The 25,510-nt window shown below is 60.4% G+C and carries 20 protein-coding genes and 2 pseudogenes; 14 read left to right on the top strand and 8 right to left on the bottom strand.

The features are described 5' to 3' along the window. The 8 genes from VD17_RS25020 to edd form a co-directional block, all read right to left on the bottom strand. Positions 1–846, bottom strand: coding sequence for a carbohydrate ABC transporter permease (locus VD17_RS25020; protein ID WP_046056151.1), 846 nt, complete (start codon positions 844–846; stop codon positions 1–3). After that, positions 839–1,747 (bottom strand): carbohydrate ABC transporter permease, encoded by a 909-nt coding sequence (locus VD17_RS25015; protein ID WP_046056150.1) that lies wholly within the window; start codon positions 1,745–1,747, stop codon positions 839–841. Before VD17_RS25015 ends, VD17_RS25020 begins: the two co-directional genes overlap by 8 nt. 148 nt (positions 1,748–1,895) lie before the next feature. After that, positions 1,896–3,197, bottom strand: coding sequence for an ABC transporter substrate-binding protein (locus VD17_RS25010; protein ID WP_046056149.1), 1,302 nt, complete (start codon positions 3,195–3,197; stop codon positions 1,896–1,898). Positions 3,198–3,314: 117 nt separating this feature from the next. Further along, positions 3,315–4,574 (bottom strand): D-mannose isomerase, encoded by a 1,260-nt coding sequence (locus VD17_RS25005; protein WP_046056148.1) that lies wholly within the window; start codon positions 4,572–4,574, stop codon positions 3,315–3,317. Positions 4,575–4,872: 298 nt separating this feature from the next. Beyond that, positions 4,873–6,342: an ATP-binding protein gene (locus VD17_RS24995; protein ID WP_046056146.1), complete on the bottom strand. Its 1,470-nt coding sequence runs from the start codon at positions 6,340–6,342 to the stop codon at positions 4,873–4,875. Further along, positions 6,332–7,063 (bottom strand): response regulator, encoded by a 732-nt coding sequence (locus VD17_RS24990; RefSeq protein ID WP_033056827.1) that lies wholly within the window; start codon positions 7,061–7,063, stop codon positions 6,332–6,334. The genes VD17_RS24995 and VD17_RS24990 overlap by 11 nt, the downstream gene beginning before the upstream one ends. Positions 7,064–7,241: 178 nt before the next feature. Then, positions 7,242–8,201: a glucokinase gene (locus VD17_RS24985; protein WP_046056145.1), complete on the bottom strand. Its 960-nt coding sequence runs from the start codon at positions 8,199–8,201 to the stop codon at positions 7,242–7,244. Then, positions 8,198–10,024, bottom strand: coding sequence for a phosphogluconate dehydratase (gene edd / locus VD17_RS24980; protein ID WP_046056144.1), 1,827 nt, complete (start codon positions 10,022–10,024; stop codon positions 8,198–8,200). The genes VD17_RS24985 and edd overlap by 4 nt, the downstream gene beginning before the upstream one ends. Before the next feature lie 220 nt (positions 10,025–10,244). Between edd and gap the strand changes: the two genes are divergently transcribed. The 14 genes and pseudogenes from gap to VD17_RS24915 form a co-directional block, all read left to right on the top strand. After that, on the top strand, positions 10,245–11,246 hold the full coding sequence (gene gap, locus VD17_RS24975) for a type I glyceraldehyde-3-phosphate dehydrogenase (RefSeq protein ID WP_046056143.1): 1,002 nt from the start codon (positions 10,245–10,247) through the stop codon (positions 11,244–11,246). 215 nt (positions 11,247–11,461) lie between these two features. Continuing rightward, entirely contained in the window at positions 11,462–11,926 is a 465-nt protein-coding gene (locus VD17_RS24970) for a methylglyoxal synthase (RefSeq protein WP_008155845.1), read from the top strand. Between the two features lie 77 nt (positions 11,927–12,003). Beyond that, positions 12,004–12,522 carry an RNA polymerase sigma factor gene (locus VD17_RS24965; RefSeq protein ID WP_046056142.1) on the top strand — a complete coding sequence of 173 codons (519 nt, stop codon included), beginning with the start codon at positions 12,004–12,006 and terminating at the stop codon, positions 12,520–12,522. Between the two features lie 124 nt (positions 12,523–12,646). Further along, a complete protein-coding gene (locus VD17_RS24960; protein ID WP_046056141.1) occupies positions 12,647–13,612 on the top strand; it encodes a FecR family protein in 966 nt (321 codons plus the stop codon). Between the two features lie 122 nt (positions 13,613–13,734). Then, complete coding sequence (locus VD17_RS24955) at positions 13,735–16,299, top strand: TonB-dependent receptor (protein ID WP_046056140.1); 2,565 nt, start codon at positions 13,735–13,737, stop codon at positions 16,297–16,299. A gap of 114 nt (positions 16,300–16,413) precedes the next feature. Then, positions 16,414–17,004: a biliverdin-producing heme oxygenase gene (locus tag VD17_RS24950; protein WP_046056139.1), complete on the top strand. Its 591-nt coding sequence runs from the start codon at positions 16,414–16,416 to the stop codon at positions 17,002–17,004. 163 nt (positions 17,005–17,167) lie between these two features. Next, complete coding sequence (locus VD17_RS24945) at positions 17,168–17,563, top strand: YbaN family protein (RefSeq protein WP_046056138.1); 396 nt, start codon at positions 17,168–17,170, stop codon at positions 17,561–17,563. 178 nt (positions 17,564–17,741) lie between these two features. Beyond that, positions 17,742–19,022: pseudogene (locus VD17_RS33195) on the top strand (PDC sensor domain-containing protein); the annotation flags it as partial. Between the two features lie 102 nt (positions 19,023–19,124). Next, the gene (locus VD17_RS33190; protein ID WP_440130583.1) at positions 19,125–19,880 is read left to right on the top strand and encodes a methyl-accepting chemotaxis protein; all 756 of its coding nucleotides are present in this window, start codon (positions 19,125–19,127) and stop codon (positions 19,878–19,880) included. Positions 19,881–20,009: 129 nt separating this feature from the next. After that, positions 20,010–21,341: a CoA transferase gene (locus VD17_RS24935; RefSeq protein ID WP_046056136.1), complete on the top strand. Its 1,332-nt coding sequence runs from the start codon at positions 20,010–20,012 to the stop codon at positions 21,339–21,341. A gap of 180 nt (positions 21,342–21,521) precedes the next feature. Then, positions 21,522–21,881 (top strand): DUF5064 family protein, encoded by a 360-nt coding sequence (locus VD17_RS24930; RefSeq protein ID WP_046056135.1) that lies wholly within the window; start codon positions 21,522–21,524, stop codon positions 21,879–21,881. Positions 21,882–22,056: 175 nt separating this feature from the next. After that, a complete protein-coding gene (locus VD17_RS24925) occupies positions 22,057–23,565 on the top strand; it encodes a sigma-54-dependent transcriptional regulator (RefSeq protein WP_046056134.1) in 1,509 nt (502 codons plus the stop codon). 449 nt (positions 23,566–24,014) lie between these two features. Continuing rightward, positions 24,015–24,398 (top strand): glycine cleavage system protein GcvH, encoded by a 384-nt coding sequence (gene gcvH / locus VD17_RS24920; RefSeq protein ID WP_008027813.1) that lies wholly within the window; start codon positions 24,015–24,017, stop codon positions 24,396–24,398. Positions 24,399–24,409: 11 nt separating this feature from the next. Then, positions 24,410–25,510 (top strand): annotated as a pseudogene (locus VD17_RS24915) (glycine dehydrogenase); the annotation flags it as partial.

Below are 25,510 nucleotides of genomic sequence, written 5' to 3'. Positions count from 1 at the left end.
TTACCCCTTGACTGCGCCGGCCGTCAGCCCGCGCACGAAATACTTGCCTGCGACCACATAGACCAGCAGGGTCGGCAGCCCGGCGATCATCGCCGCCGCCATATCAACGTTGTATTCCTTGGCCCCGGTACTGGTGTTGACCAAGTTGTTCAACGCCACCGTAATGGGTTGCGAGTCACCGCTGGAGAACACCACGCCGAACAGGAAGTCGTTCCAGATCTGGGTGAACTGCCAGATCAGGGAGACCATGATGATCGGGGTGGACATCGGCAGGATGATCAAGCGGAAGATGGTGAAGAAACCCGCGCCATCCAGCCGCGCCGCCTTCACCAGCGCATCGGGAACGCTGACGTAGTAGTTACGGAAGAACAGCGTGGTGAACGCCAGGCCGTAGACCACGTGCACGAACACCAGGCCCGTGGTGGTGCTCGCCAGGCCCATCTTGCCGAGGGTGAACGAGGCCGGCAGCAGGACGGTCTGGAACGGCAGGAAGCAACCGAACAGCAGCAAACCGAAGAACAGTTGCGAGCCTCTGAAGCGCCACATCGACAGCACGTAGCCGTTCAGCGCACCGATGGCAGTGGAGATCATTACCGCCGGGACGGTGATTTTGATCGAGTTCCAGAAATACCCGTCGACAGTGCCCCAGGCCTTGACCCAGCCAATGCCGCTGACCACGGTCGGCCAGCTCAGCAGGTTGCCGGAGTTGATGTCTTCCGGCGTCTTGAAACTGGTCAACAGCATGACCACCAGCGGTATCAGGTAAAGGAATACGGCAAGGATCAGCACGCCGTAGATCGCGATGCGACTCAGGCTGATGGAAGGTTTGGCAGCGAAACTAGTCATGGCGCTTGGTCCTCAGCTCGGAGTACAGGTAAGGCACGATGATTGCGAGAATCGCACCGAGCATCAGAATCGCACTGGCCGAACCCATGCCCATCTGGCCGCGACTGAAGGTGAAGGAATACATGAACATCGCAGGCAAGTCAGAGGAGTAACCCGGGCCACCGGCAGTCATTGCCGCCACCAGGTCGAAACTCTTGATCGCGATGTGGGCCAGGATCATCACCGCACTGAAGAACACCGGACGCAGGCTGGGCAACACCACTTTCAGGTAAATGCGCGGCATGCTCGCGCCATCGATCTGGGCAGCACGGATGATCGATTGATCAACGCCACGCAGGCCGGCGAGGAACATCGCCATGATAAAGCCCGAGGCTTGCCATACCGCAGCGATCACCAGGCAGTACACCACGCGGTCCGGATCGATCAGCCAGTCCAGGCGAAAGCCTTCCCAGCCCCAGTCACGCAGCAATTTGTCCAGGCCCATGCCCGGGTTGAGCAGCCACTTCCAGGCGGTACCGGTGACGATCATCGAGAGCGCCATCGGGTACAGGTAAATGGTGCGAATGAAACCTTCGCGACGAATGCGCTGATCAAGAAACACCGCCAGCAGTACACCGATCACCAAGGTGATACCGATGAACATCCCGCCGAACACTGCCAGGTTCTTGCTCGCTACCCACCAACGGTCGTTGTCGAACAGCCGCTCGTATTGCGCCAGGCCCGCCCATTTGTAGGTCGGCAGGAAGGTCGACGTGGTGAACGACAAGACGAACGTCCACAGGATATAGCCATAGAAGCCGACCAGGACGATGAACATGCTGGGCGCCAGCACCAGTTTGGGGAGCCAGCGCTGCAGTGCATCGAACGGCGAGGCCTTGCTGAACACAGCAACAGAACTCATGGGAAGATCCCGTACGAAGAGAAATTTACGTTGGAAATGCTTCCCCTTGCAGGAGTGAGCCTGCTCGCGATAGCTGAGTGTCAGACTCTGGATGTATCAACTGATACACCGCTATCGCGAGCAAGCTCGCTCCTACAGGGGTCAAGCATTACTTGGCCGCTTTGATGGCCGTACCGAGCTGCTTGGCGGCAACGGCCGGATCGGCTTTCGGATCGTTGATGAAGTTGGTCACGACATCAAAGAACGCACCTTGTACCGCCAGCGTGGTCGCCATGTTGTGCGCCATGCTCGGCTGCAGGCCGCCGGACTTGGCGTCCGCCAGGAAGTCCTTGGCAGCGGTCTGGGCGCAGGAGTCGAAACCGTACTTGCCCATGTCGCTCAGCATGTCGATTCGAACCGGAATCGAACCCTTGTTGATGCTGAAGACTTTCTGGAAGTTCTCACCCAACACGATCTTGGCAATGTCCTGCTGAGCGGCAGCAGTGCCCTTGTCTTTCTGCTTGAACACCGCCAGGGAGTCGATGTTGTAGGTGAAGGCCTTGTCGGTGCCTGGGAAGGCTACGCACTCGTAGTCCTTGCCGGCGACTTTCTTGGCCGCTGTCCACTCGCTCTTGGCCCAGTCACCCATGATCTGCATGCCGGCCTTGCCGTTGATGACCTTGGCCGCTTCCAGGTTCCAGTCCTGGCCTTTGCCGTCGGCGTCCATGTAGGTCGCGACTTTCTTCAGCTCGGTCAGCGCCTTGACCATTTCAGGGCCGGTCAGTGCAGCGTTGTCGAGGTCGACCAGGGCTTTCTTGTAGCCGTCGACGCCCATGACCGAAAGGACCACCGCTTCGAACACGGTGCTGTCCTGCCAAGGCTGGCCGCCGTGAGCAAGCGCAATGAAGCCCGCCGCCTTGAGCTTGTCACCGGCCGCGTAGAATTCCTGAAGGGTGGTTGGCGCTTTTTCGATGCCGGCTTTCTTGAAGACTTCCGGGTTGATCCACAGCCAGTTGACGCGGTGGATGTTCACCGGCACGGCCACGTAGTCACCGTCGTACTTCACGGTATCGGAGACTTTCTTGTCGAGCAGGCTGTCCCATTTTTCTGTTTTGGCAGCGTCTTTCAGGACGTCGGTGTCGAGCAGACCGGTAGACGCCCATTCCTGGATGTCCGGACCTTTGATCTGCGCCACACCTGGCGGGTTACCGGCAACGGCGCGGCTCTTGAGTACGGTCATGGCCGTAGCACCGCCGCCACCGGCGACTGCGCCGTCCTTCCAGATAAAGCCGTCTTTTTCGACTTGAGCCTTCAGAACATCGACCGCGGCCTTTTCACCACCAGAGGTCCACCAGTGAACGACTTCCACCGAACCTTTGGAATCGGCAGCAAGCGTACTCAGCGGGAATGCAGACAGGGGAAGCAATGAGGCGAGAGAAATGACAGTAGCGAGGCGAGAAATCGCATTCATCTAGTAGTACCTTTCTTGTTGTTATGCATGCAAGTCTGGTGCTTGCGCTGCATAGGATTCTAAACAGGAGTGATCCCTTCGCAGGTAACGAAGGGACGTTCGAATGTCACCGCATGGTTACACAGGAGCGCTCTGGCATAACTGTGCCAGGGCAGTCGCCATACTCGGCGCCAGAGGCAATCGCGGGATCAATACGGCTTGCCAGGCGTGATAAAGGTCGGGTTTACCGGCCCAGATATCGGCGCTCGGGCGATTCTGCGGATCGAGTTCGTGGCGCCAGCTACCGCTTTCACGGTCGATAAAATGGCTGTCGCAGAATTCCCAAAACAGTCGGTACCAGCTTTCGTATTGCGCATCGCCTGTGCGTTTAAGCAGCGCACTGGCGGCGGCGCTGGCTTCGCAATGGGTCCAGTGCAGGCGATGGCGAACCACGGCGCGATTGTCCCAGTCGAGGGTGTAGACAATCCCTGGCGCCCCGTCGACATCCCAGCCGTGACGGCAGTTGTGGTCGAAGAGTTTTTGCGCGTCGGTGGCGAGCCAGCCCGGCGTCAGCATCCCGGCCTTAACCCGCGCCGCTTCGAGATGCAGCACCAGCCGGGCCCATTCGAAACCGTGCCCCGGCGTGGTGCCGTAGGGGCGAAATCCATCGGCCGGGTTGTCGTGGTTGTAGTCGCGCAAGGGTTGCCAGTCGCGGTCGAAATGCTCGACCACCCGGTAATCGTTGGCAGCGGCGTGACCGTGGATGACGCGCTCGACGATGCGCTGGGCGCGGCACAGCCAACGGTTCTCTTCGGTGACATCGGCCAACGCGAGAAAGGCTTCGGTGGCGTGCATGTTGCTGTTGGCGCCGCGATAACTTTCCTCTTCACTCCAGTCGCGGTTGAAGGACTCGCGCATCGCGCCCTCCTCCTCGCTCCAGAAATGCGTGTCGATGATGTCGATGGCATCGTCGAGCAAGGCCTGCGCGCCGGGACGCTGAGCGACGACCGCAGAACTGGCGGCCAGCGCGACGAAGGCGTGCAGGTAAGCCGCCTTGCCGGTGTTGCCGTCGCGATGTTCGGGGGCCGAAAACCAGCCACCGTGTTCGCCGTCACGCAATGGGCCGCTGAGGGCTTTGATGCCGTGATCCACCAGCTCGGCGAAACCCGGCAAGCCCTGAATGTGAGCCATGGCGAAGCTGTGGGTCATGCGCGCGGTGTTCATGGTTTCCGCGTGGGCGTTAGCCGAGAGGCAGCCCTTTTCATCGAGATTGCCGAAACCTTCGGGAAGCTTTGAAGCCTTGGCAAACGACAGCAGGCGCAAGCCTTCGGCGGCGAGCCATTGCTGATGGGCAGGTGCGTTCAGCCAACTGCTGAACGCGGGTTGGAAGGAGTCCATGGGGTGCCTTTTTTGTTGTTATGACTGAGGGCAGTCTAAACAACGGGCGGTGGAGGGCTTGTAACGAAGGGGGCAGGTTTTGTCACTGGGTTGTGACAAAGAGCCACCCCTCACCCCAGCCCTCTCCCCACGGGGGAGAGGGGGAAAGGGAGCCGATCTTCATGTTCTTCAAACCCGAGTTCGACTCGGAATTTCAGGTCGATGTAGATCAAATAGCCCACACGGTCAGTCCCCTCTACCCCTGGGGAGAGGGTTAGGGTGAGGGGTCGATCTCAAGACAGACACAAATATCGAAACCTCAATCAATCGACCGAGGCAAATGCAACGTCACCCTTAACCCACCCTCACGCAGATTTTGCAGGCTGACTTCACCGCCATGGCTATGCGCAATATTTCGCGCAATCCCCAACCCCAACCCATAACCCTGCTGCTGCCCGGCCAGGCGGAAGTGCGGCTCGAACACCTGCTCCATCCGCTGTTCCGGCACGCCTGGGCCTTCATCGTCCACATGCAGGATGAACGCACTCTGGTCGTCATCAATGTGCAAATGCGCTTTCTGCCCATACTTCAAGGCATTGTCGATCAGGTTGCCGATGCAACGCTTGAGCGCCAGCGGCTTTCCGGGATACGCCGCCAGCGCACGCCCTTGCTGGGTGACACGACCATTGCCGTTGGGCGCCAGGTACGGCTCCACCAGACAATCAAGCACGTGATTGAGGTCCACCGGCTCGATGTTTTCGTGGATGTCGGTGTCTTTCACGCATTGCAGCGCGCCTTTGACCAGCAGCTCCAGCTCATCCAGATCACGGCCGAACTTGGCTTGCAGCGTTTCGTCTTCGAGCAATTCAACCCGCAACCGCAAGCGGGTAATCGGTGTGCGCAAGTCATGGGAAATCGCGCTGAACAACTGGCTGCGCTCGGTCAGGTAACGGCTGATACGCTCGCGCATCGCATTGAAGGCGCGGCCGACCTCGACCACTTCACTGCCGCCGCCCTCGGCCACGGGCTCGACTTCCGCGCCGAGGGACATGTCCCGTGCTGCCCGCGCCAAACGCTTGAGCGGCCGGCTCTGCCAGTGCACCAGCAGACCAATGAACAACAGCAAGAAACCGCTGGTGAGCACGATGAACCAGACTTGCTGCGCCGGCAGGCCTTGTTCTTCAAGACTGGTGTAGGGCTCGGGCAACAGTGAGGCGATGTACAGCCACTCGCCCGGTGCCATCTGGATCTGGGTGACCAATACCGGCGGGTTCACCGGCTCCAGGGTCAGCGCGTAATGCGCCCAGGAGCGCGGCAACTCATCGAGTTTCAGCCCGCTGTTGAAGATCCGCAGGTCTTCGGGGCTAACAAAAGTCACCGAGATATCGGTGTCCTGGCCCAGGGACTGGCGCAGCACTTCGTCCACCGCTTTGAGCACGGCTTCCTTGCGTGGGGTGATCGGCAGCACTTCCATGCCCAAGGGTTTGTCGTTGAGTGTCACCACAAAACGGGTGCCGCCCATGCTGCGCAACTGGTCGAGTACCAATGGCCGAAACGCTACCGGCAGAGAGCGGAAGTAACTGACGCTGGCCGTCATCGAATGAGCGAGGCTTCGGGCACTGGTGACCAGGCCTTCAAGTTGGGTGGCGCGCAGTTGCGAGACCCAGATCACGCTCGACAGCGTCTGGGCGAACAGGACCGCCAACAGCGTCAGCAGCAACATCCGCCCGAGCAGAGAACGCGGCACGGGAATCCGTGCGGCGAGCTTGCGGAAAAACTCAGTGGCCATTGCTGGCAACCACATTGGCGGCCAGTTGGTAGCCGCTGCCGCGTACGGTACGGATCAGCCGCGCTGGTTTTTCGGTGTCGCGAAGGCGCTGGCGCAGACGGCTGACGGCCATGTCGACGATGCGATCCAGCGGCATCAAATCACGACCACGGGTAGCGTTGCCGATGGTGTCGCGGTCGAGAATTTCCTGGGGGTGATCGAGGAACAGTTTCAGCAGCGCGAAATCGGCGCCGGAGAGAATCACTTCTTCGCCGTCGATGTGGAACAGGCGATGGCTGACCATGTCCAGCCGCCAGTCATCGAAGGCCAGCACTTCACTGCCGGAACGTTCCTGACCGAATTGCGCGCGACGCAACAAGGCTTTGATGCGCGCCTGCAATTCACGCGGGCTGAAGGGTTTGCCGAGGTAATCGTCGGCGCCCAATTCCAGACCGATGACGCGGTCGGCCTCGTCGGAGCTGGCCGTGAGCATGATGATCGGCACCTGCGCCTGACGTGGGTGCTGGCGGATCCAGCGGCAGAGGCTGAAACCGTCTTCGTCCGGGAGCATCACATCGAGGATCACCAAATCGCTCGGTGCCTCGTTCATCGCCTGACGAAAGCCTGCGCCGTCGGGCGTGGTACGCACCTGGAAACCCGCGCGGGTCAGGTAGGTGTCCAGCAACTCGCGTATCTCTTGATCGTCATCGACCAACAAAATCGACTTGTTGACTGAGCTCACAGGGGCGGCATCCTTGTTGTTTGAATTGGGCGGATTATGCCTTAAGCACCGATTTTACAAACACCGCAAAACTACTGTAGGAGTGAGCCTGCTCGCGATTGCGGTTTGACTTCCAATATTTCTGTCTACTGACACACCGTCATCGCGAGCAGGCTCACTCCTACAGGTTGATTGCATTTCAAACGGGGATGGATTGCTCCAGTGCTACCCCTGCGCCCATCAGGCCGGAATACGGCGCCGTCACCAGCCACACCGGGATGCCTTTGAAGTAATCGCTCATGCAGCCCTTGTCGGCAAAGCACCGGGCAAAGCCGCTTTCGATGAAGAAATCGGCAAACCGCGGAATCACCCCGCCCACGATGTACACGCCACCCCGTCCGCCCGTGGTCAGCACGTTGTTGCCAGCCACACGCCCCAGCCAGCAGCAGAACTGCTCAAGCACTTCCAGGGCAATCGGGTCGCCCGCCAGACCGGCCGCGGTAATCGACTCGGGGGAATCCAGCACGGGTTCATGACCGTCCACCGCACAAATCGCCCGGTAAACCCGCGGCAAGCCGCTGCCGCTCAACGCCGTTTCAGCGCTGACATGGCCGATCTCATTGAAGATGTGCTGCCACAACTGAGTTTCCCGCGGGCTGCTCAGTGGCAAATCGACGTGACCGCCCTCCCCCGGCAACGCGGCGAAACGACCTTCGCCGAGGTCGAGCAAGGTGCCGACACCGAGGCCAGTCCCTGGACCGATCACCACCGCCGGCCGCAACGGTTCCGGCGCGCCTTCGCAGACCACCCGAAACTCGTCCGGCTGCAAACGGGTCATGCCCAGCGCCATCGCCGAGAAGTCGTTGACCAGCAACAGTTGATCCACCTGCAAGGTCTTGCAGAAACCCTTGCGGCTGAGTCGCCAGTGATTGTTGGTGAACTTGAATTCATCGCCGCTCACGGGGCCTGCGACCGACAGGCACACCGAACCGATCGAACCCGGTTCCAGGCCAAGCCCGCTCAGGTAGAGAGCAATTGCCTCTTCCGGGCTGGCGTGGTCGGCCGTTGCCAGCACCTGGATCGATTCCAGCTGCTGGTTTTTCCACAACGCGAAACGTGCGTTGGTCCCACCGATGTCACCGACCAAAGCCAGTTTCAATTAAGCGTCTCCAGGGCAGAAGTAAAGGCGCTGGCGCCCTGCTCCGCCGAGCTGAAGGCCATGCGCATGAAACCAAACAGTTCGCGACCGCTGCCGATGTTATTACCCAACAGGCCCTTGGCAGGTTCGCGCGCTGCGAATTCTTCGGCGTCCACCTTAAGCTCCAGAGTGCCTTTGACGCCATCGACGCGGATGATATCGCCCTCTTGGACGCGCGCCAAAGCGCCGCCCACATACGCTTCGGGGCTGACGTGAATCGCCGCCGGGATTTTCCCCGAGGCACCGGACATGCGCCCGTCAGTGACCAGCGCGACTTTGAAGCCGCGATCCTGCAGCACGCCGAGAAACGGCGTCATCTTGTGCAGCTCCGGCATGCCGTTGGAACGCGGGCCCTGGAAGCGCATCACCGCGACAAAATCCTTCTCCAGCAAACCGGCCTTGAACGCATCGGCCAGATCCTGCTGATCCTGGAACACCATGGCCGGTGCTTCGACGACCTGGTTTTCCAACGCGACGGCAGACACTTTCATGACCCCGCGGCCGAGGTTGCCTTCCATCACTCGCAAGCCGCCCTCTGGCGAGAACGCACGCGCGACAGGACGCAGGATCGTTTCGTCGAGGCTTTCGATCGGGCCTTCGCGCCAGACCAGTTCGCCGTTTTCGAGGAACGGTTCCATGGTATAGCGGCTCAGGCCGTGGCCCAGCACCGTGTTGACGTTTTCGTGGAGCAAGCCGGCTTCCAGCAGTTCGCGGATCAGGAACGACATGCCGCCCGCCGCCTGGAAGTGGTTGATGTCGGCTTTGCCGTTCGGGTAGACGTGGCTCAGGGTCGGCACCACCTCGGAGAGGTCGGCCATGTCCTGCCAGGTCAGTTGAATGCCCGCCGCCATGGCAATCGCCGGCATGTGCAAGGTGTGGTTGGTCGAGCCGCCGGTGGCGTGCAACGCAACAATCGAGTTGACCAGCGAACGTTCGTCGACGATTTCGCCGATCGGCATGAAGTCGCCGCTCTGTTTGGTCAGACGCGTGACCTGATGCGCGGCTTCGCGGGTCAGGGCATCACGCAACGGGGTGTTCGGGTTAACGAAAGAGGCGCCCGGCAAGTGCAGGCCCATGACTTCCATCAGCAACTGATTGGTGTTGGCGGTGCCGTAAAAGGTGCAGGTACCCGGGCTGTGGTAGGACTTCATCTCCGATTCCAGCAGCTCTTCGCGGCTGGCCTTGCCTTCGGCATAGCGCTGGCGCACGTCGGCTTTCTGCTTGTTGGAAATGCCCGAGACCATCGGCCCGCCCGGGACGAAGATCGTTGGCAGATGACCGAAACGCAACGCGCCCATCATCAGGCCCGGCACGATCTTGTCGCAGATGCCGAGCATCAGCGCGCCGTCGAACATGTTGTGGGACAGTGCCACGGCGGTGGACAGCGCAATCACTTCGCGGCTCGGCAGGCTCAGTTCCATGCCCGGCTCGCCCTGAGTCACGCCATCGCACATGGCCGGGGTGCCACCGGCGAACTGGCCGACGGAGCCGATTTCACGCAGGGCCTTTTTGATCTGTTCAGGAAAGACTTCGTACGGCTGGTGCGCTGAGAGCATGTCGTTATAGGACGAAACAATCGCAATGTTCGCGGCGTTCATCATCCGCAGACTGTTCTTGTCGTCGGTGCCACAACCGGCTACGCCGTGGGCGAAGTTGGCGCATTGCAGCTTGCCGCGCATGGGACCGTCGCTGGCAGCACCACGAATCAGTGCAAGGTAAGCCTCACGCGTGGCGCGGCTACGGGCGATAAGCCGTTCGGTGACCTCAAGGACGCGGGGATGCATGTTTAGAACTCCAGGCTAACGGATGTGGCGACCTGATTGTCTATGCTGATCAAGAGCTGTTGTCGATGGGATGACAGACGGTTTTCTTGATCGGTCGGACCAGTTGATTCAGGTCACTCGTTGTAGATTGAACAAAATATTGCCATTAAAAAGGCTTGTTTTCTATTTTTATGCGAATAATCTTGTAATTCCAACAACAAAACGACGGCGGCCCTGTTAAATGACTCTTCGAATCGCAATCAATGGTTTTGGCCGAATTGGCCGTAACGTCCTGCGCGCACTGTATACCCAAGGTTATCGCCAGGATCTGCAGATCGTTGCCATCAATGATCTGGGCGACAGCGCGATGAACGCTCATCTGCTCAAGTACGACACTGTTCATGGCACGTTCGATGCCGATGTCCAGCACGATCAGGAAAGCCTGACCGTCAACGGTGACCGTATTTCTGTCAGCGCCATTCGCAACCCGGCCGAACTGCCTTGGGCCGCCGAGAAGATCGACGTCGTATTCGAATGCACGGGTTTGTTCACCGACCGCGACAAAGCCGCCGCGCATATTACGGCCGGCGCACGCAAAGTGATCATCTCGGCCCCGGCCAAAGGCGCCGACGCGACTGTGGTGTATGGCGTTAACCACGACATTCTGCGCCAATCGCACCAGATCATTTCCAATGCTTCGTGCACCACCAACTGCCTGGCCCCGGTGGCCCAGGTGTTGCACCGCGAGCTGGGAATCGAAAGCGGCCTGATGACCACGATCCACGCCTATACCAACGATCAGCACCTGACCGACGTCTATCATGTCGATCCGTATCGTGCGCGTTCGGCCACCCAGAACATGATCCCGAGCAAAACCGGCGCGGCTGAAGCGGTCGGTCTGGTACTGCCAGAACTGGCGGGCAAACTGACCGGTATGTCGGTGCGCGTGCCGGTGATCAACGTGTCGCTGGTGGACCTGACCGTGCAACTCAAGCGCGAAGCGTCGGCCGATGAAGTGAACGCGCTGCTGAAAGAAGCCAGCCAGCACTCGAAGATTCTCGGTTACAACACCCTGCCGCTGGTCTCCAGCGACTTCAACCACAACCCGCTGTCGTCGATCTTCGACGCCAACCACACCAAGTCCAGCGGCAAGCTGCTCAAGGTATTGGCCTGGTACGACAACGAATGGGGCTTCTCCAACCGCATGCTCGATAACTGCCTGGCGCTCTGCAACGCTGAATAACCCACGCCTCACTCTGTGTTGACACAACTTCATTACGTGTCGACGCACGGACATGTAGGAGCTGCCGAAGGCTGCGATCTTTTGATCTTGATCTTCATTGGCCTCATGGCAGCCAAGATCAAAAGATCGCAGCCTTCGGCAGCTCCTACCCGGTGTTTGCAAAGCCGAATAGAGCGTCACGCCATGTCGGTGTATGACGCCGGGAGCAGCAACCGATGATCGGTATCAGTTTTACGCAAAAGACCATGGCAGCGCGTAAGCGTATTGCCTTGGTCGCCCATGACCACTGCAAAGTGTTTTTGCTGGACTGGGCCGAGCGGCAGAAAGACAGGCTCGCGCAACATGAACTGGTCGCCACCGGCACCACCGGGTTGTTGTTGCAACAACGCCTGGATTTGCCTGTGGAGAGCATGATCAGCGGCCCATTGGGCGGCGACCAGCAACTCGGCGCGCGAATCGCCGAGCAGCGGGTCGACATGCTGGTGTTCTTCTGGGACCCGTTCGAACCACAGCCGCACGACCCGGACATCAAGGCGTTATTGCGCGTCGCGGCGGTCTGGAACATTCCCGTCGCCTGCAACGAATGCAGCGCCGACTACCTGCTCAGCAGCCCGATGATGGAGCAGGCGCACGAACATCGGATCCCCGATTACGCGACCTATCTGCTGGGCCGTGCCTAAAGCTTCACAAATCAATACTTGACCACTCGAGCGGATGATAAGCATTATCATTCGCTCGAAATGGATCAGGTCCTCCCGTGAGTCAATCTCGCTTCAATCACGTCTTCATCGCCCAGCGAGTCTCTCTGCTGCGCACGTTGGAGCGGATGGTCAACAATCACAGCACCGCCGAAGACCTCCTGCAGGAGACCTACCTGCGAGTGACCCGGGCGCTCAGTGAGCGGACCATCGATCACCTTGAACCGTTCGTTTTCCAGACCGCCCGCAATCTGGCGCTGGACCATTTGCGTGCGCGGCGCATCCAGTCCCGCACGATGCTCGACGACGTGCCGCTGGACGTGGTGGAAAGCGTCGCCGCCCCCGCCAGCAGTGCCGAAGACGCCGCCCATGCCGAACAATTGCTTGAGCATTTGAACGTGAGCCTCAATGAACTCAGCGCCCGTCAGCAGCAGATTTTCATCCTCAGTCGTCTGCACGGGCACAGCTATCTGGAGATCGCCGAGAGGCTCGGCGTGTCATTGAGCACGGTGCAAAAGGAGCTGAAATTGATCATGGCGATCTGCATCGGCGTGGCCGAACGGTTAAACGGCGAGTGAATCTGTAGGCTAATTCTCTATGTGTGAGGATGACCTGCACTGACTATCGGGCTTTGCTACCCTTGCCCCACCTTCAAGCTTCACTAAAAAAACAGCGGTGCCAAGACACTGCCGAGGAAACACCGTGACGGACACCCAACGCTCCCTTCCGCCCTCCCCGGCACGGGACCCCGCAAGCGCGATGGACCAGGCCCTGGACTGGCTGATCGTGCTGGACAGTCCGAGCGAAGAACAGACCCGACAGTTTAATGACTGGCTGGCCGCCCATCCGTCGCATGCCGAGGCCTTCGCCAAGGCTCAAGCGATCTGGGAGGGCCCGCAGGTCGTGCAATGCGCGCAAAGCCTGGCCGCCCGGCCGCCGAAAGTGACCGTCCTGTCGCGCCTGCGCCCCCACTGGAAACCCTTGGCCACCGCCGCCGTGCTGATCCTCGGTTTGTTCAGCTTCAGCAATCTGCCGATTCGCCTGCAGGCTGATCACCTGACCGTGGTTGGTGAACGCCAGCGTCTGCAACTGGAGGATGGCTCGAAGGTCCTGCTCAATACCAACTCGGCGTTCTCCAGCACCATCAACGATCAACAGCGCGTGGCCCGTTTGTATCAGGGCGAAGCGTTTTTCGAGGTGGCGGCCAATCGCGGCCAGCCGCTGGAAATCGACGCCGGGCCGGTCAGGGCCAGCGTGCGGGACACCGCGTTTGCGGTGCGTTATCTGGACGGCGTGGCACAGGTTCGGGTGCAGCGTGGGGATGTCGACTTGCGAGCGACCCGCGACGACGCGCGAATTCGATTGTCCGCCGGAGAAAGTATCCGCATCGGCCCCAACGGTTTCGATCGCCCCGCCAGACTCGATGCCGCGACCGACCTGGCGTGGGTCCAGGGCCGACTGGTGTTCGAAAACTGCCCGCTGAGCCAGGTGCTGGCGGAGCTGCGTCGTTACTATCCAGGCTGGATCATCAACAACAACGAGCAGTTGGCCGACATCGCCGTCACCGGTAATTACCGCCTCGACCAGCCGCTGGACGTGGTCCGCTCGCTGGCCCACATCACCTCGGCGCGACTCCAGGAATTCCCGGCCTTGGTGATTTTGAACTAAATGAGAATTATTTTTACTCGATAGCCAAACCCCGTACGTCTCGTTATAGCCAATGCAATTGATTCGCATCTTCAGATGCCAATCAGCACCTATAAAGATTCGTGCGACACGGAGCGCTATCGATGTCCTCTCGCCTTACCCGCCAACCATCTTCACCTTCTCGCGTGCTGTCGCTGCTGACCGCCGCCATCCTGATGGCCGGCAGCGCGCAGCTCTGCGCCGCCACCGCTGCAGAGCAACCGACCCGCAACATGGGTGATTACGCGTTCGCCATCCCTCAGCAGTCGTTGGTCTCGGCACTCAATGCCTTTACCGCCGTGACCGGTTGGCAGGTCGGCTTGCCGGCAGAACTGGCTGAAGGCGTGGCCTCGCCGGGCGTACGCGGTTCGCTGCCGCCGGAGAAAGCCCTCGATCGCCTGTTGGTCGGGACCAACCTGAGCTATCGCAAACTGGGCACCAACAACATCGTGCTGGAGAAGCGCAGCAACAGCAACGCGCTCAACCTGGACCAGGTGACCATCAGCGCCACTCGTAACGAGCAGGACGTCAACAGCGTTCCGGCTACGGTCACCGTCCAGACCCGCGAATATCTGGACCGCAACAACGTCAATAACATCAAGGATCTGGTGCGCTACGAACCGGGCGTATCGGTGGGCGGTGCCGGTCAACGCGCCGGCCTCACTGGCTACAACATCCGTGGCATCGACGGCGACCGCGTACTGACCCAGGTCGACGGTGTGCAGGTGCCCGACAGCTTCTTCAACGGCCCTTACGCCCAGAGCAACCGCAACTATGTCGACCCCGAGATCGTCAAGCGCGTCGAGATTCTGCGCGGCCCGGCGTCGGTGCTCTACGGCAGCAACGCCATCGGCGGCGCGGTCAGCTACTACACGCTGGACCCGGACGACATCATCAAACCGGGCAAGGATGTCGGCGCACGCCTGAAAACCGGCTACAGCTCGGCCGACGACAGCTGGCTGACCTCTGGCACGGTGGCCGGCCGCACCGGCGACTTCGACGGCCTGTTGCACTTGAGTCAGCGCAATGGTCATGAAACAGAGTCCTACGGCGAAACCGGCGGCACCGGCCTGAACCGCACCGAGGCCAACCCCGAGGACGTGCGCACCACCAACGTGCTGGCCAAACTGGGCTGGGACTACGCCGACGATGCGCGCTTCGGTCTGACCTACGAACACTACAAGGACGACCGCGACACCAATCAGCTGAGCGCAGTGGGCGGGCCATTCAACGCAGGACGCGGTTTCGGCTTCTATAAATCCCGTACCGGCAACGACACCGTCACTCGCGAACGCTTCGGCCTGGAACACAGCTTCGGCCTGGACAGCGTCCTGGCTGACAACATCAAGTGGACGCTGAATTACCAGATCGCGAAGACCGACCAAAGCACCGAAGAAATCTACGCGCCATCACGCACCGTGCTGCGTAACCGCGATACCACCTACAAGGATCGCCAATGGGTGTTCGATGCCCAGGCTGACAAGTCGTTTGCCATCGCCAACACCGACCACCGCGTCACCTATGGCACGACCATCAAACAGGACAAAGTCACCGGCCTGCGTACCGGTAGCGGCACCTGCCTGACCGTGGCCGGCGCATGCCGGGTCATCGGTGCCCCGAGCGCCGCCGACACCCTCAAACCGGCCAGCGACTTCCCGGACCCGACCATCAACAGCTACAGCCTGTTCGCCCAGGATCAGATCAGCTGGGGCAACTGGACCTTCCTGCCCGGCGCCCGCTACGACTACACCGAGCTCAAGCCGCACATCACCGACGAGTTCCTGGTCACCGCCGACCAGAGCGGCAATGGCGTGGTGAGTGACAAGACGAAGACCTGGCATCGTCTGTCACCTAAATTCGGCACCACCTATAGCTTCAACGACCACTACACCTGGTATGGCCAGTACGCCGAAGGCTTCCGCACGCCGACCGCCAAAGCCCTGTACGGTCGCTTTGAGAACCTGGCTGGCGGCTATCAGGTCGCACCTAATCCCGACCTGGAACCGGAAAAGAGCAAGAGCTATGAAACCGGCCTGCGCGGCCAGTTCGACGCAGGCACTTTCGATGTGGCGGTGTTCTACAACAAATACCGCGACTTCATCGACGAGAATGCCATCACGCCCGGCTATACCGAGACCACCTTCCAGAGCAACAACATCGCGCACGCCACCATCAAAGGTGTGGAGCTCAAGGGTCGCCTGAACCTCGACAGCTTCGGCGCCCCGACCGGTCTCTACACCCAAGGTTCGGTGGCCTATCTGTATGGCCGAAACGATGACAGCGGCCAGCCGCTGAACAGCATCAACCCGCTGACCGGCGTGTTCGGCCTGGGTTACGACCAGGACAACTACGGCGCCCTGTTGAGCTGGACACTGGTCAAGCGCAAGACCCGCGTCGACAGCACCAGCTTCAAAACCCCGGACGGCACCAGCACCCAGTTCAAGACCCCGGGCTATGGCGTGCTCGACCTCGCCGGCTTCTACAAGGTGACCGACGACGTAACCGTCAACGCCGGTTTGTACAACCTGACCAACAAGAAGTACTGGCAGTGGGACGACGTGCGCGGTTACGACAGCGTCGGCGAAGCCTCGGTCACTCAGCCGGCCAACCTCGACCGTCTGACCCAACCCGGTCGCAACTTCGCGATCAATCTGGTCTGGGATATCTGACCCCATCACCTCACTGCGTTGCTTTTAGAGAAGTAGCGCAGTGAGGTTTTTTTACTGTCTGGCGCCACGTCATTCGTCTCGTTACCAAGCGCCTCATTTTCCCAAGGACTTCTCATGACCACTCAGGACACTGCTTTGCGTTCACAACGTTTGAACCAGATCACCAACGAGCCTCACACCAAGCTTGATGCCTTGGTCAAAGCCCACGCACCGTTTGAAACCCAGGCCAACTTCGCGCGTTTCGTGGTGGCTCAATATTTGTTTCAGTCGGAACTGGTGTCGCTGTACAACGATGCCGAATTGACCGCCATCGTCCCGGACCTGCCCGCTCGCTGCCGGGCTGAAGCAGCCAAGGCGGACCTGGCGGATCTGGAAACTGAAGTTCCGGAGCCAGTCGCAGGCGCCGTAAAGAATCCAACCAAAGCCGAGGCGCTGGGTTGGCTCTTCGTGTCGGAAGGTTCGAAACTCGGCGCAGCATTCCTGATCAAGCGTGCCGTGGGCCTTGGGTTGAGCGAAACCTTTGGTGCCCGCCATCTCGGCGAACCGGCCGGTGGTCGCGCTGAAGGCTGGAAGCGCTTCGTCAAAACCCTCGATTCGCTGGAATTCAGCGCTCAGGAAGAAGCCGAAATCGAGCAAGCCGCCGTCGATGCGTTCAACCGCTTCACCGTGCTGCTGGAACAGGCCTACACCCCAGAACTCGCTTGAAGAAACACAATCCCCTGTAGGAGTGAGCCTGCTCGCGATGACGGACTGACATTCACCAAAATATTGGCTGAAAGACCGCTATCGCGAGCAGGCTCGCTCCCACAAGGGAACCGAGCCAGTCTTGTAGATCCCGATCCCGCCTCACTTGCGCCAACCTGAGCCCATGCCTCACCCAACTTCCTCAAAACTCACCCGAATCCTCTTCGGCCTGCTCGCCTACATCAGCCTCGGCATCGGCCTGATCGCCATCGTCGTGCCGGGCCTGCCGACCACCGAGTTCATCCTGCTGGCCGCCTGGGCCGCGACCAAGAGTTCGCCGCGCCTGAGCGCCTGGCTGGAAAACCATCGGCTGTTCGGTTCCATTCTGCGCAACTGGCGCAACGGCAAAATCATCGCCCGCCGAGCCAAGGTCAGCGCCACCGTCAGCATGCTGCTGTGCGCCGGGTTGATGCTGGTGATGCTCGATCCTGGCTGGCCGATCTTTCTGACGATTGCCGGCATGAGCCTGGGCAATCTGTGGATCTGGTCGCGGCCGGAATCGTTGCCGACAATTTCCTGAATTTCTGCCCTTTTCAGGGCATTTTCCTGCGCAAACGTTCACCTGTTACCGTTCGTCGGCTTCGCGTTCATGCAACCTCTGCCCACGCCGATGTGCATTAAATGGCGCTGAATGGACTTGGCGAACCGGGTCGATCCCGACTCACAGCCAACACCTCATCCATTCGCGAGTTCGTCCTATGTTCGACTCTCTCTCCATCCGCCTGAAAATCGTCCTGCTGTCCGGTCTGTGCCTGCTGGGCGTGGTCGTCCTGATCGTCGGCATGAACATCTACCAGACCGATCAGAACGATGAACTGGTCAGTGCCTCCAGCAGCAAGATGCTCACCGCCAGCGTGCAGAACCTGCTCCAGGCCAAGGCCGCCGAGCAAGCGGTGCGGGTGCAGAAGACCTTCGGCGAAAGCCTGCTGGTGGTGACTGCCCTGGCCGATCAGATCAAGGACATGCGCAGCATGGCGAGCAAGCGCTCCCTTGAAGCCGGCGCCCTGCGTGAAGAGTTGAACCAGAGCCTGAAAACCGCCTTCGAGCGCAACAGCAAAGTGCTCGGCATCTGGCTGGCATTCGAACCCAATGGCCTGGACGGCAAGGACAGCGAATTCGCCAACGATGCCGCTCGCCAGTCCAACGAAGCCGGTCGTTTCGCCAGCTACTGGAGCCGTGCCGGCGGTGTCGGGATCAACACGATCATGGTCGAAGACGACATGACCAAAACCACCTTGAGCCTCAGCGGCACACCCTATAACAGCTGGTACACCTGCCCTCGCGACAGCAAGCGCACCTGCCTGCTCGACCCCTATGCCGATACCGTCGCCGGCAAGGAAATGCTGATGACCACCATTTCCGTACCGCTGCTGGTGGATGGCAAATCCATCGGCGTGGTCGGTGTGGACATTGCCCTCGACGCGCTGCAAGCGGCGGCTGTCGACTCCCAACGCGATCTGTTCAACAGCGCCGGGCACATGCTGATCGTCTCCGGCAGCGGCGTACTCGCCGGTTACAGCGTCGATGCGAGCAAGGTCGGCAAAAGCATCGGCGACACCCTGGGCGCAGACGGCAAGGACGTTCTGCAATTGCTCAGCGCTGGCACGCCGAAAATTCTCGAACAAGGCGATCTGATCCGCTCGGTGTACCCGGTCAGTCCGATTGCCGAGTCCAAAGCCTGGGGCGTGGTGATCGACCTGCCGAAACAAGTGTTACTGGCCGACTCGGTCAAGCTGCAAGCCGTACTCGATGACGCCCAGCAAAGCGGCACGATCAAAGCCGTATTGGTGGCGGTGATTGCCGGCCTGGTCGGACTGTTGCTGATCTGGCTCACGGCGTCCGGCGTGACCCGGCCGATCAACAGCGTGGCCGAGATGCTCAAGGCAATTGCCAGTGGCGACGGCGACCTGACGCAGCGTCTGCACTACAGCAAGAAAGACGAACTGGGCGAACTGGTGAGCTGGTTCAACCGTTTCCTCGACAAGCTGCAACCGACCATCGCGCAGATCAAACAAAGCATCACCGATGCGCGTGGCACGGCCGACCAGTCTTCGGAAATCGCCCGCCAGACCAGCGAAGGCATGCAGGTGCAGTTCCGCGAAATCGACCAGGTCGCCACCGCGTCCAACGAAATGAGCGCCACCGCCCACGACGTCGCCAACAGTGCCTCGAACGCGGCGAACGCGGCCAAGGGTGCCGACCAGTCAGCCCGCGATGGTATGCAGATCATCGAACGCAGCACCCGCGACATCAATCAACTGGCCGACGAAGTCAGTAAGGCGGTGACCGAAGTCGAAGCATTGGCGGTCAACAGCGAGCAGATTGGTTCGGTGCTGGAAGTGATCCGCAGCATCGCCGAACAAACCAACCTGCTGGCGCTCAACGCGGCGATTGAAGCGGCGCGTGCCGGCGAGAGCGGTCGCGGGTTTGCGGTGGTCGCTGATGAAGTGCGCAACCTGGCCAAACGCACACAGGATTCGGTGGAAGAAATCCGCATCGTGATCGAACGCATCCAGACCGGCACTCGTGGCGTGGTCGCCACGATGCATTCGAGCCAGACCCAGGCTCACAGCAACGCCGGGCAGATCCAGCAAGCCGTCCAGGCCTTGAGCAAAATCAGCGACGCGGTGACGGTCATCAGCGACATGAACCTGCAAATCGCCAGTGCCGCCGAACAGCAAAGCGCCGTGGCCGAAGAGGTCAACCGTAACGTCTCGGCGATCCGCACCGTCACCGAAACCCTGACCGGCCAGGCCACCGAATCGGCGCAGATCAGCAGTCATCTCAACTCGTTGACCTCCCAACAGATGAAATTGATGGATCAGTTCCGGGTGTAACCCTCAAAAGATCGTCCGAACGCGGCCCGAACCTTCGGCAGCTCCTACACCGATCCCTGTAGGAGCTGCCGAAGGCTGCGATCTTTTGATCTTTTGATCTATGCTGCCCTCTCTCCCGGAGGGCCTTCGATGACTGATTTACTCACGTCCATTCAAGCCGCACTCGGCTTGCCTCACACCCAGGTCAAGTTCACCTCGAGCGGCGCCCTGCCCTCGGCGTTTGCCGTCACCGACCTGGCGTGTGCCAGCATTGCCGCTGCCGGTCAGGCTGTCAGCGAATGGGTGCAACAACAAACCGGTCGCTTGCCAAGCCTTGAGGTCGACCGCCGCCTGGCCTCTTTCTGGTTTGCCACGTCGATCCGCCCGATAGGCTGGAGCGTCCCGCCGCTCTGGGACCCCGTCGCCGGTGACTACGCGACCAATGACGGCTGGATTCGCCTGCACACCAACGCGCCCCATCACCGCGCCGCTGCCGAAAAAGTGCTCGGCGCCTGTGCCGACCGTGCCGCGATGGCGAGCAAAGTTGCTCAATGGGACAAAAGCGATCTGGAGCTGGCCGTGGTCGAGGCCGGTGGCTGCGCCGCCGAAATGCGTAGCTGGGCGCAATGGCAGGCGCATCCCCAAGGTCAGGCGGTGAATGCCGAACCGCTGATTCAGTTTGCGGACAACAGTCGCCAGAACGCGAAACCGTGGCAAGGCTCGGTGGCGCAACCGTTGGCCGGGATCAAGGTGCTGGATTTGACCCGAGTACTCGCCGGACCGATCGCCAGCCGTTTTCTGGCAGGCCTCGGCGCCGACGTTTTGCGGATCGACCCACCGACCTGGAACGAACCGGGGGTAGTGCCGGAAGTCACGCTGGGCAAACGCTGCGCACGCCTGGACCTGCACGACAAGACGGATCGCGCGGTGTTCGAAAGCCTGCTCAAGGACGCTGACATTCTGCTCCATGGCTACCGCGCCGACGCACTGGAACGCCTGGGTTACGGTGTCGCCGAACGCCAGAAACTGGCGCCCGGCCTGATTGACGTCAGCCTCAATGCTTACGGTTGGAGCGGCCCGTGGCAGAACCGCCGCGGCTTCGACAGCCTGGTGCAAATGAGCAGCGGGATCGCCGACGCCGGCCTGCAGTGGAAGCGCGCGGACAAACCGACGCCATTACCCTTGCAAGCGCTCGATCACGCCACCGGGTATTTGATGGCGGCCAGTGCGATTCGATTGTTGGGGCGTAGTGGATCGGCGCGGTTGTCGTTGGCGCGTACGGCGAAGTTGCTGATTGAAAATGGTGCGGGAACAGATGAGCCGTTGCGGGCGGAGGATGACAACGATCAAGGACTGTTGATTGAGCAGACGCCTTGGGGACCGGCGCATCGGTTGCAGGTGCCGCTGAAGATTACGGGGACGCCGTTGCAGTGGACACTTGCTGCTGGAGAATTAGGTTCACATCGCGCGCAGTGGTGGTGACTGCCGGATGGCTATCGTCGGAACGCCGCCCGGACCAAGCTCGCTCCCACAGGTGACTGACAAAAAACCCAGCATCGTCGGCCACGGCCCCCCCCTTGGATAAGCTATCAATAAAAGAAACTCCGAGGGCAGGCCTGAGGTCTGCCCTGATTCAATGCCTTTTTGAAGGAGAGACGCTAAATGGCAACGTTCGAGCCCGGTCACCTGCACATCGAGCGCCACGCGCTGAACAAGGAAGATTACAGTTTCAGCCTGAGCATCGACTATGAAGTCAGCCAGGACCCCAAGGAAGGTCAAGGCATGCTCTTCAAGATGCATGGTTCGGTCGAGGGTAAGGACCTGAAGGAAGAGTTTTTCTTGCCCAAGGATCAGGCGTTCGACTTCGCCCGACATGCCACGCGCATCGCGCAAAAATACGGCTTGCCCAAGGAAGCCAGCATCGTTTCGATTCACAAGCAATATGACGAGATGTTTGAAGATGTGCGCGAGCAACTCCACGTCAAATCCGGCGACCCGGTCAAACCCGAGCATCTGGAATAACGCTTGGAAGATCAACAGATCGCAGCCTTCGGCAGCTCATACGCCGAACGCATCCCCCTGTAGGAGCTGTCGAAGGCTGCGATCTTTTCAAGCCATCCCCATTGCCGATTTCACCTCCCACCCTCCTCCAAGGCATACTTGCCACCCTCCGCACTCCAGAACCCAACAACGCCCCATGCGTATCCACGTCAGCTTCATCGACCGCGTCGGCATTACCCAGGAAGTCCTGGCCTTGCTCGGTGGGCGCAATCTCAATCTGGATGCGGTGGAAATGGTCCCGCCCAACGTCTACATCGACGCCCCGACCCTGAGCCCGGAAGTCCTCGAAGAACTACGCGATGCGTTGTTCAGCGTGCGCGGTGTGCAAGCGGTGACGGTGGTCGACATTCTTCCCGGTCAGCGTCGGCACCTGCAGCTTGATGCGTTGCTCGCGGCCATGACCGACCCGGTCCTGGCGCTGGACAGTGCCGGTAAGGTGCTGCTGGCCAACCCGGCACTGATCGCCTTGTACGGTCGCGAGCCTGACGGCGAAAGCATCGCCGACCTGTTCGCCGACCCGACACTGCTCGAAGCCCTGCTGGAAAACGGCTTCCGCCTGCCGCTGCGGGAAGTCACCGTCAACGGTCAGACATTGCTGCTGGACGCCACACCGATTACCGACGCCGGCGCCCTGCTGACCCTGTATCAACCCAACCGTATCGGCGAACGCCTGTCGGCGCTGCACCACGACCATGCCGAAGGTTTCGATGCACTGCTCGGCGAATCTCCGGCGATTCGGACCCTCAAGGCCCGCGCCCAGCGCGTTGCGGCGCTTGATGCGCCGTTGCTGATCCAGGGCGAAACCGGCACCGGCAAAGAACTGGTGGCGCGTGCCTGCCACGCCATCAGCGCCCGGCACAGTTCGCCATTTTTGGCACTGAACTGTGCAGCATTGCCGGAGAACCTCGCCGAGAGCGAACTGTTCGGCTACGCCCCCGGCGCCTTTACCGGCGCGCAACGAGGCGGCAAGCCAGGGCTGATGGAACTGGCCAACCAGGGCACGGTGTTTCTCGATGAGATTGGCGAGATGTCGCCGTACTTGCAGGCCAAGTTGCTGCGTTTCTTGAACGACGGCAGCTTCCGCCGGGTGGGCGGGGATCGTGAGGTAAAGGTCAATGTGCGTATCCTCAGTGCCACGCACCGCGACCTGGAAAAAATGGTCAGCGAAGGTTCGTTCCGCGAAGATTTGTTCTATCGCCTCAACGTCCTGAACGTCGAAGTCCCGCCCCTGCGCGAACGTGGCCAGGACATCCTGCTGCTGGCCCGTTACTTCATGCAGCAGGCCTGCGCGCAGATCCAGCGTCCGGTCTGCCGCCTGGCGCCCGGCACCTATCCGGCACTGCTGGGCAATCGCTGGCCGGGCAATGTGCGGCAATTGCAGAACGTGATCTTCCGCGCCGCTGCGATTTGCGAAAGCAGCCTGGTGGACATTGGCGACCTCGATATCGCCGGAACCTCTGTGGCGCGTCAGAGTGACAGCGATGTCGATAGCCTCGAACAGGCGATGGAAGAGTTCGAGAAGACCCTGCTGGAAAAACTCTACGTCAGCTACCCCTCGACCCGCCAACTGGCCAGCCGCCTGCAAACCTCCCACACCGCCATCGCCCATCGATTGCGCAAGTACGGCATTCCCAGCAAGCCGTAAGCCTGACAATTCAATCTCTCTACCAACACAAAACCACTGTAGGAGTGAGCCTGCTCGCGATAGCGATATGTCAATCGCTGCATGTATTGACTGATACACCGCTATCGCGAGCAGGCTCACTCCTACAGGTTTTGTGTCCGGCTTGAAATCTGTTCAAAAACGACCTCCATCTGTACTGAAAGCGCTACAGCGGAACGATATCGATACACCCTCTTCCGATCACCGCTGTGCAAGGCTTTGATCCACTTAGGCTTTTTTCTCCACCTTGTGCTGTAGCGATTTCGCTACAGCCAGTAAATCGCCGCACCTCGAACAAACAGATAAGTTATTGATTTTTAACAATAAAAAAACATTGGCCGCGATTTTGCTTAGTAACCACCCATAAAGCAGGGCTTTGCCCAGTAATCAATCGCGTCCACCAGACGAGTCTGGCCCCCTTAGGAGTTTCCATGAGCGAGTTGCGTTTTACTGAAGATCACGAATGGCTGCGTACTGAAGCTGACGGCAGCGTCACAGTCGGCATCACCGCTTTCGCACAGAACGCCTTGGGCGACGTGGTTTTCGTACAACTGCCTGAGCTGCAGTCCTACGACAAAGGCGCTGAAGCCGCCACCGTGGAATCGGTCAAAGCCGCCAGCGGCGTGTACATGCCGCTGGACGGAGAAGTGCTGGAAGTGAACCCGGCGCTGGACAGCAGCCCTGAACTGGTCAACGAAGACCCGCTTGGCGAAGGCTGGTTCTTCCGCTTCCAGCCAACCGATGCATCGGCTGTCGCCAAACTGCTGGATCAAGACGCTTACGACCGTCTGATCAAAGCCAACGCCGAAGCCTGAGGAGCGCTGACATGACACAAGTAAGCCTGACCACCGCCAACGAATTCATCGCCCGCCACATCGGCCCGCGTGCCGGTGATGAGCAAGCCATGCTCAACAGCCTGGGCTTCGACTCGCTGGAAGCCCTGAGCGCCAGCGTCATCCCCGACAGCATCAAGGGCACCAGCGTCCTCGGCCTCGAAGACGGCCTGAGCGAAGCCGATGCCCTGGCCTTGATCAAGTCCATCGCCGGCAAAAACCAGCTGTTCAAGACCTACATCGGCCAGGGCTACTACGGCACCCACACGCCGTCGCCGATCCTGCGCAACCTGCTGGAAAACCCGGCCTGGTACACCGCTTACACCCCGTACCAGCCGGAAATTTCCCAGGGTCGTCTCGAAGCGCTGCTGAACTTCCAGACCCTGATCAGCGACCTGACCGGCCTGCCGATCGCCAACGCCTCGCTGCTGGACGAAGCCACCGCCGCCGCCGAAGCCATGACCTTCTGCAAACGCCTGAGCAAGAACAAGGGCAGCCACGCCTTCTTCGCCTCCGTGCATTGCCACCCGCAAACCCTCGATGTGCTGCGCACCCGGGCCGAGCCATTGGGCATCGACGTGGTGGTCGGCGACGAGCAAACACTGACTGACGTGACGCCGTTCTTCGGCGCCCTGCTGCAATACCCGGCGAGCAACGGGGATGTGGTTGATTACCGCGCCTTGACCGAACGCTTCCACGCCGCCAACGCATTGGTGGCGGTCGCCGCCGACCTGCTGGCGCTGACCGTGCTGACCCCGCCGGGCGAATTCGGTGCCGACGTGGCCATCGGCAGCGCACAACGCTTCGGCGTGCCGCTGGGCTTCGGTGGCCCGCACGCGGCGTATTTCTCCACTAAGGATGCGTTCAAGCGCGACATGCCGGGCCGTCTGGTCGGTGTCTCCGTCGACCGTTTCGGCAAGCCGGCGCTGCGCCTGGCGATGCAGACCCGCGAGCAACACATCCGCCGCGAGAAGGCCACCAGCAACATCTGCACCGCGCAAGTGCTGCTGGCCAACATCGCCAGCATGTACGCCGTGTACCACGGCCCGAAAGGCCTGACCCAGATCGCCAATCGCGTGCATCACCTGACCGCG

The organism is Pseudomonas fluorescens (genome assembly GCF_000968015.1).
In the GTDB taxonomy this organism is placed as follows: Bacteria; Pseudomonadota; Gammaproteobacteria; order Pseudomonadales; family Pseudomonadaceae; genus Aquipseudomonas; species Aquipseudomonas fluorescens_W.
The sequence above is the reverse complement of the archived record's forward strand: the minus strand, read 5'-3'. Positions and strand labels throughout refer to the sequence as shown.

Excerpts from the sequence above, each read along its gene's own strand:
- VD17_RS25015 (WP_046056150.1), bottom strand. The coding sequence starts at position 1,747 with ATGAGTTCTGTTGCTGTGTTCAGCAAGGCCTCGCCGTTCGATGCACTG.
- VD17_RS25020 (WP_046056151.1), bottom strand. The coding sequence starts at position 846 with ATGACTAGTTTCGCTGCCAAACCTTCCATCAGCCTGAGTCGCATCGCG.
- VD17_RS24935 (WP_046056136.1), top strand. The coding sequence starts at position 20,010 with ATGACTGATTTACTCACGTCCATTCAAGCCGCACTCGGCTTGCCTCAC.
- edd (WP_046056144.1), bottom strand. The coding sequence starts at position 10,024 with ATGCATCCCCGCGTCCTTGAGGTCACCGAACGGCTTATCGCCCGTAGC.
- VD17_RS24970 (WP_008155845.1), top strand. The coding sequence starts at position 11,462 with ATGATCGGTATCAGTTTTACGCAAAAGACCATGGCAGCGCGTAAGCGT.
- VD17_RS25010 (WP_046056149.1), bottom strand. The coding sequence starts at position 3,197 with ATGAATGCGATTTCTCGCCTCGCTACTGTCATTTCTCTCGCCTCATTG.
- VD17_RS24945 (WP_046056138.1), top strand. The coding sequence starts at position 17,168 with ATGCCTCACCCAACTTCCTCAAAACTCACCCGAATCCTCTTCGGCCTG.
- gap (WP_046056143.1), top strand. The coding sequence starts at position 10,245 with ATGACTCTTCGAATCGCAATCAATGGTTTTGGCCGAATTGGCCGTAAC.
- VD17_RS24955 (WP_046056140.1), top strand. The coding sequence starts at position 13,735 with ATGTCCTCTCGCCTTACCCGCCAACCATCTTCACCTTCTCGCGTGCTG.
- VD17_RS24925 (WP_046056134.1), top strand. The coding sequence starts at position 22,057 with ATGCGTATCCACGTCAGCTTCATCGACCGCGTCGGCATTACCCAGGAA.
- VD17_RS25005 (WP_046056148.1), bottom strand. The coding sequence starts at position 4,574 with ATGGACTCCTTCCAACCCGCGTTCAGCAGTTGGCTGAACGCACCTGCC.
- VD17_RS24950 (WP_046056139.1), top strand. The coding sequence starts at position 16,414 with ATGACCACTCAGGACACTGCTTTGCGTTCACAACGTTTGAACCAGATC.
- gcvH (WP_008027813.1), top strand. The coding sequence starts at position 24,015 with ATGAGCGAGTTGCGTTTTACTGAAGATCACGAATGGCTGCGTACTGAA.
- VD17_RS33190 (WP_440130583.1), top strand. The coding sequence starts at position 19,125 with ATGCAGGTGCAGTTCCGCGAAATCGACCAGGTCGCCACCGCGTCCAAC.
- VD17_RS24930 (WP_046056135.1), top strand. The coding sequence starts at position 21,522 with ATGGCAACGTTCGAGCCCGGTCACCTGCACATCGAGCGCCACGCGCTG.
- VD17_RS24995 (WP_046056146.1), bottom strand. The coding sequence starts at position 6,342 with ATGGCCACTGAGTTTTTCCGCAAGCTCGCCGCACGGATTCCCGTGCCG.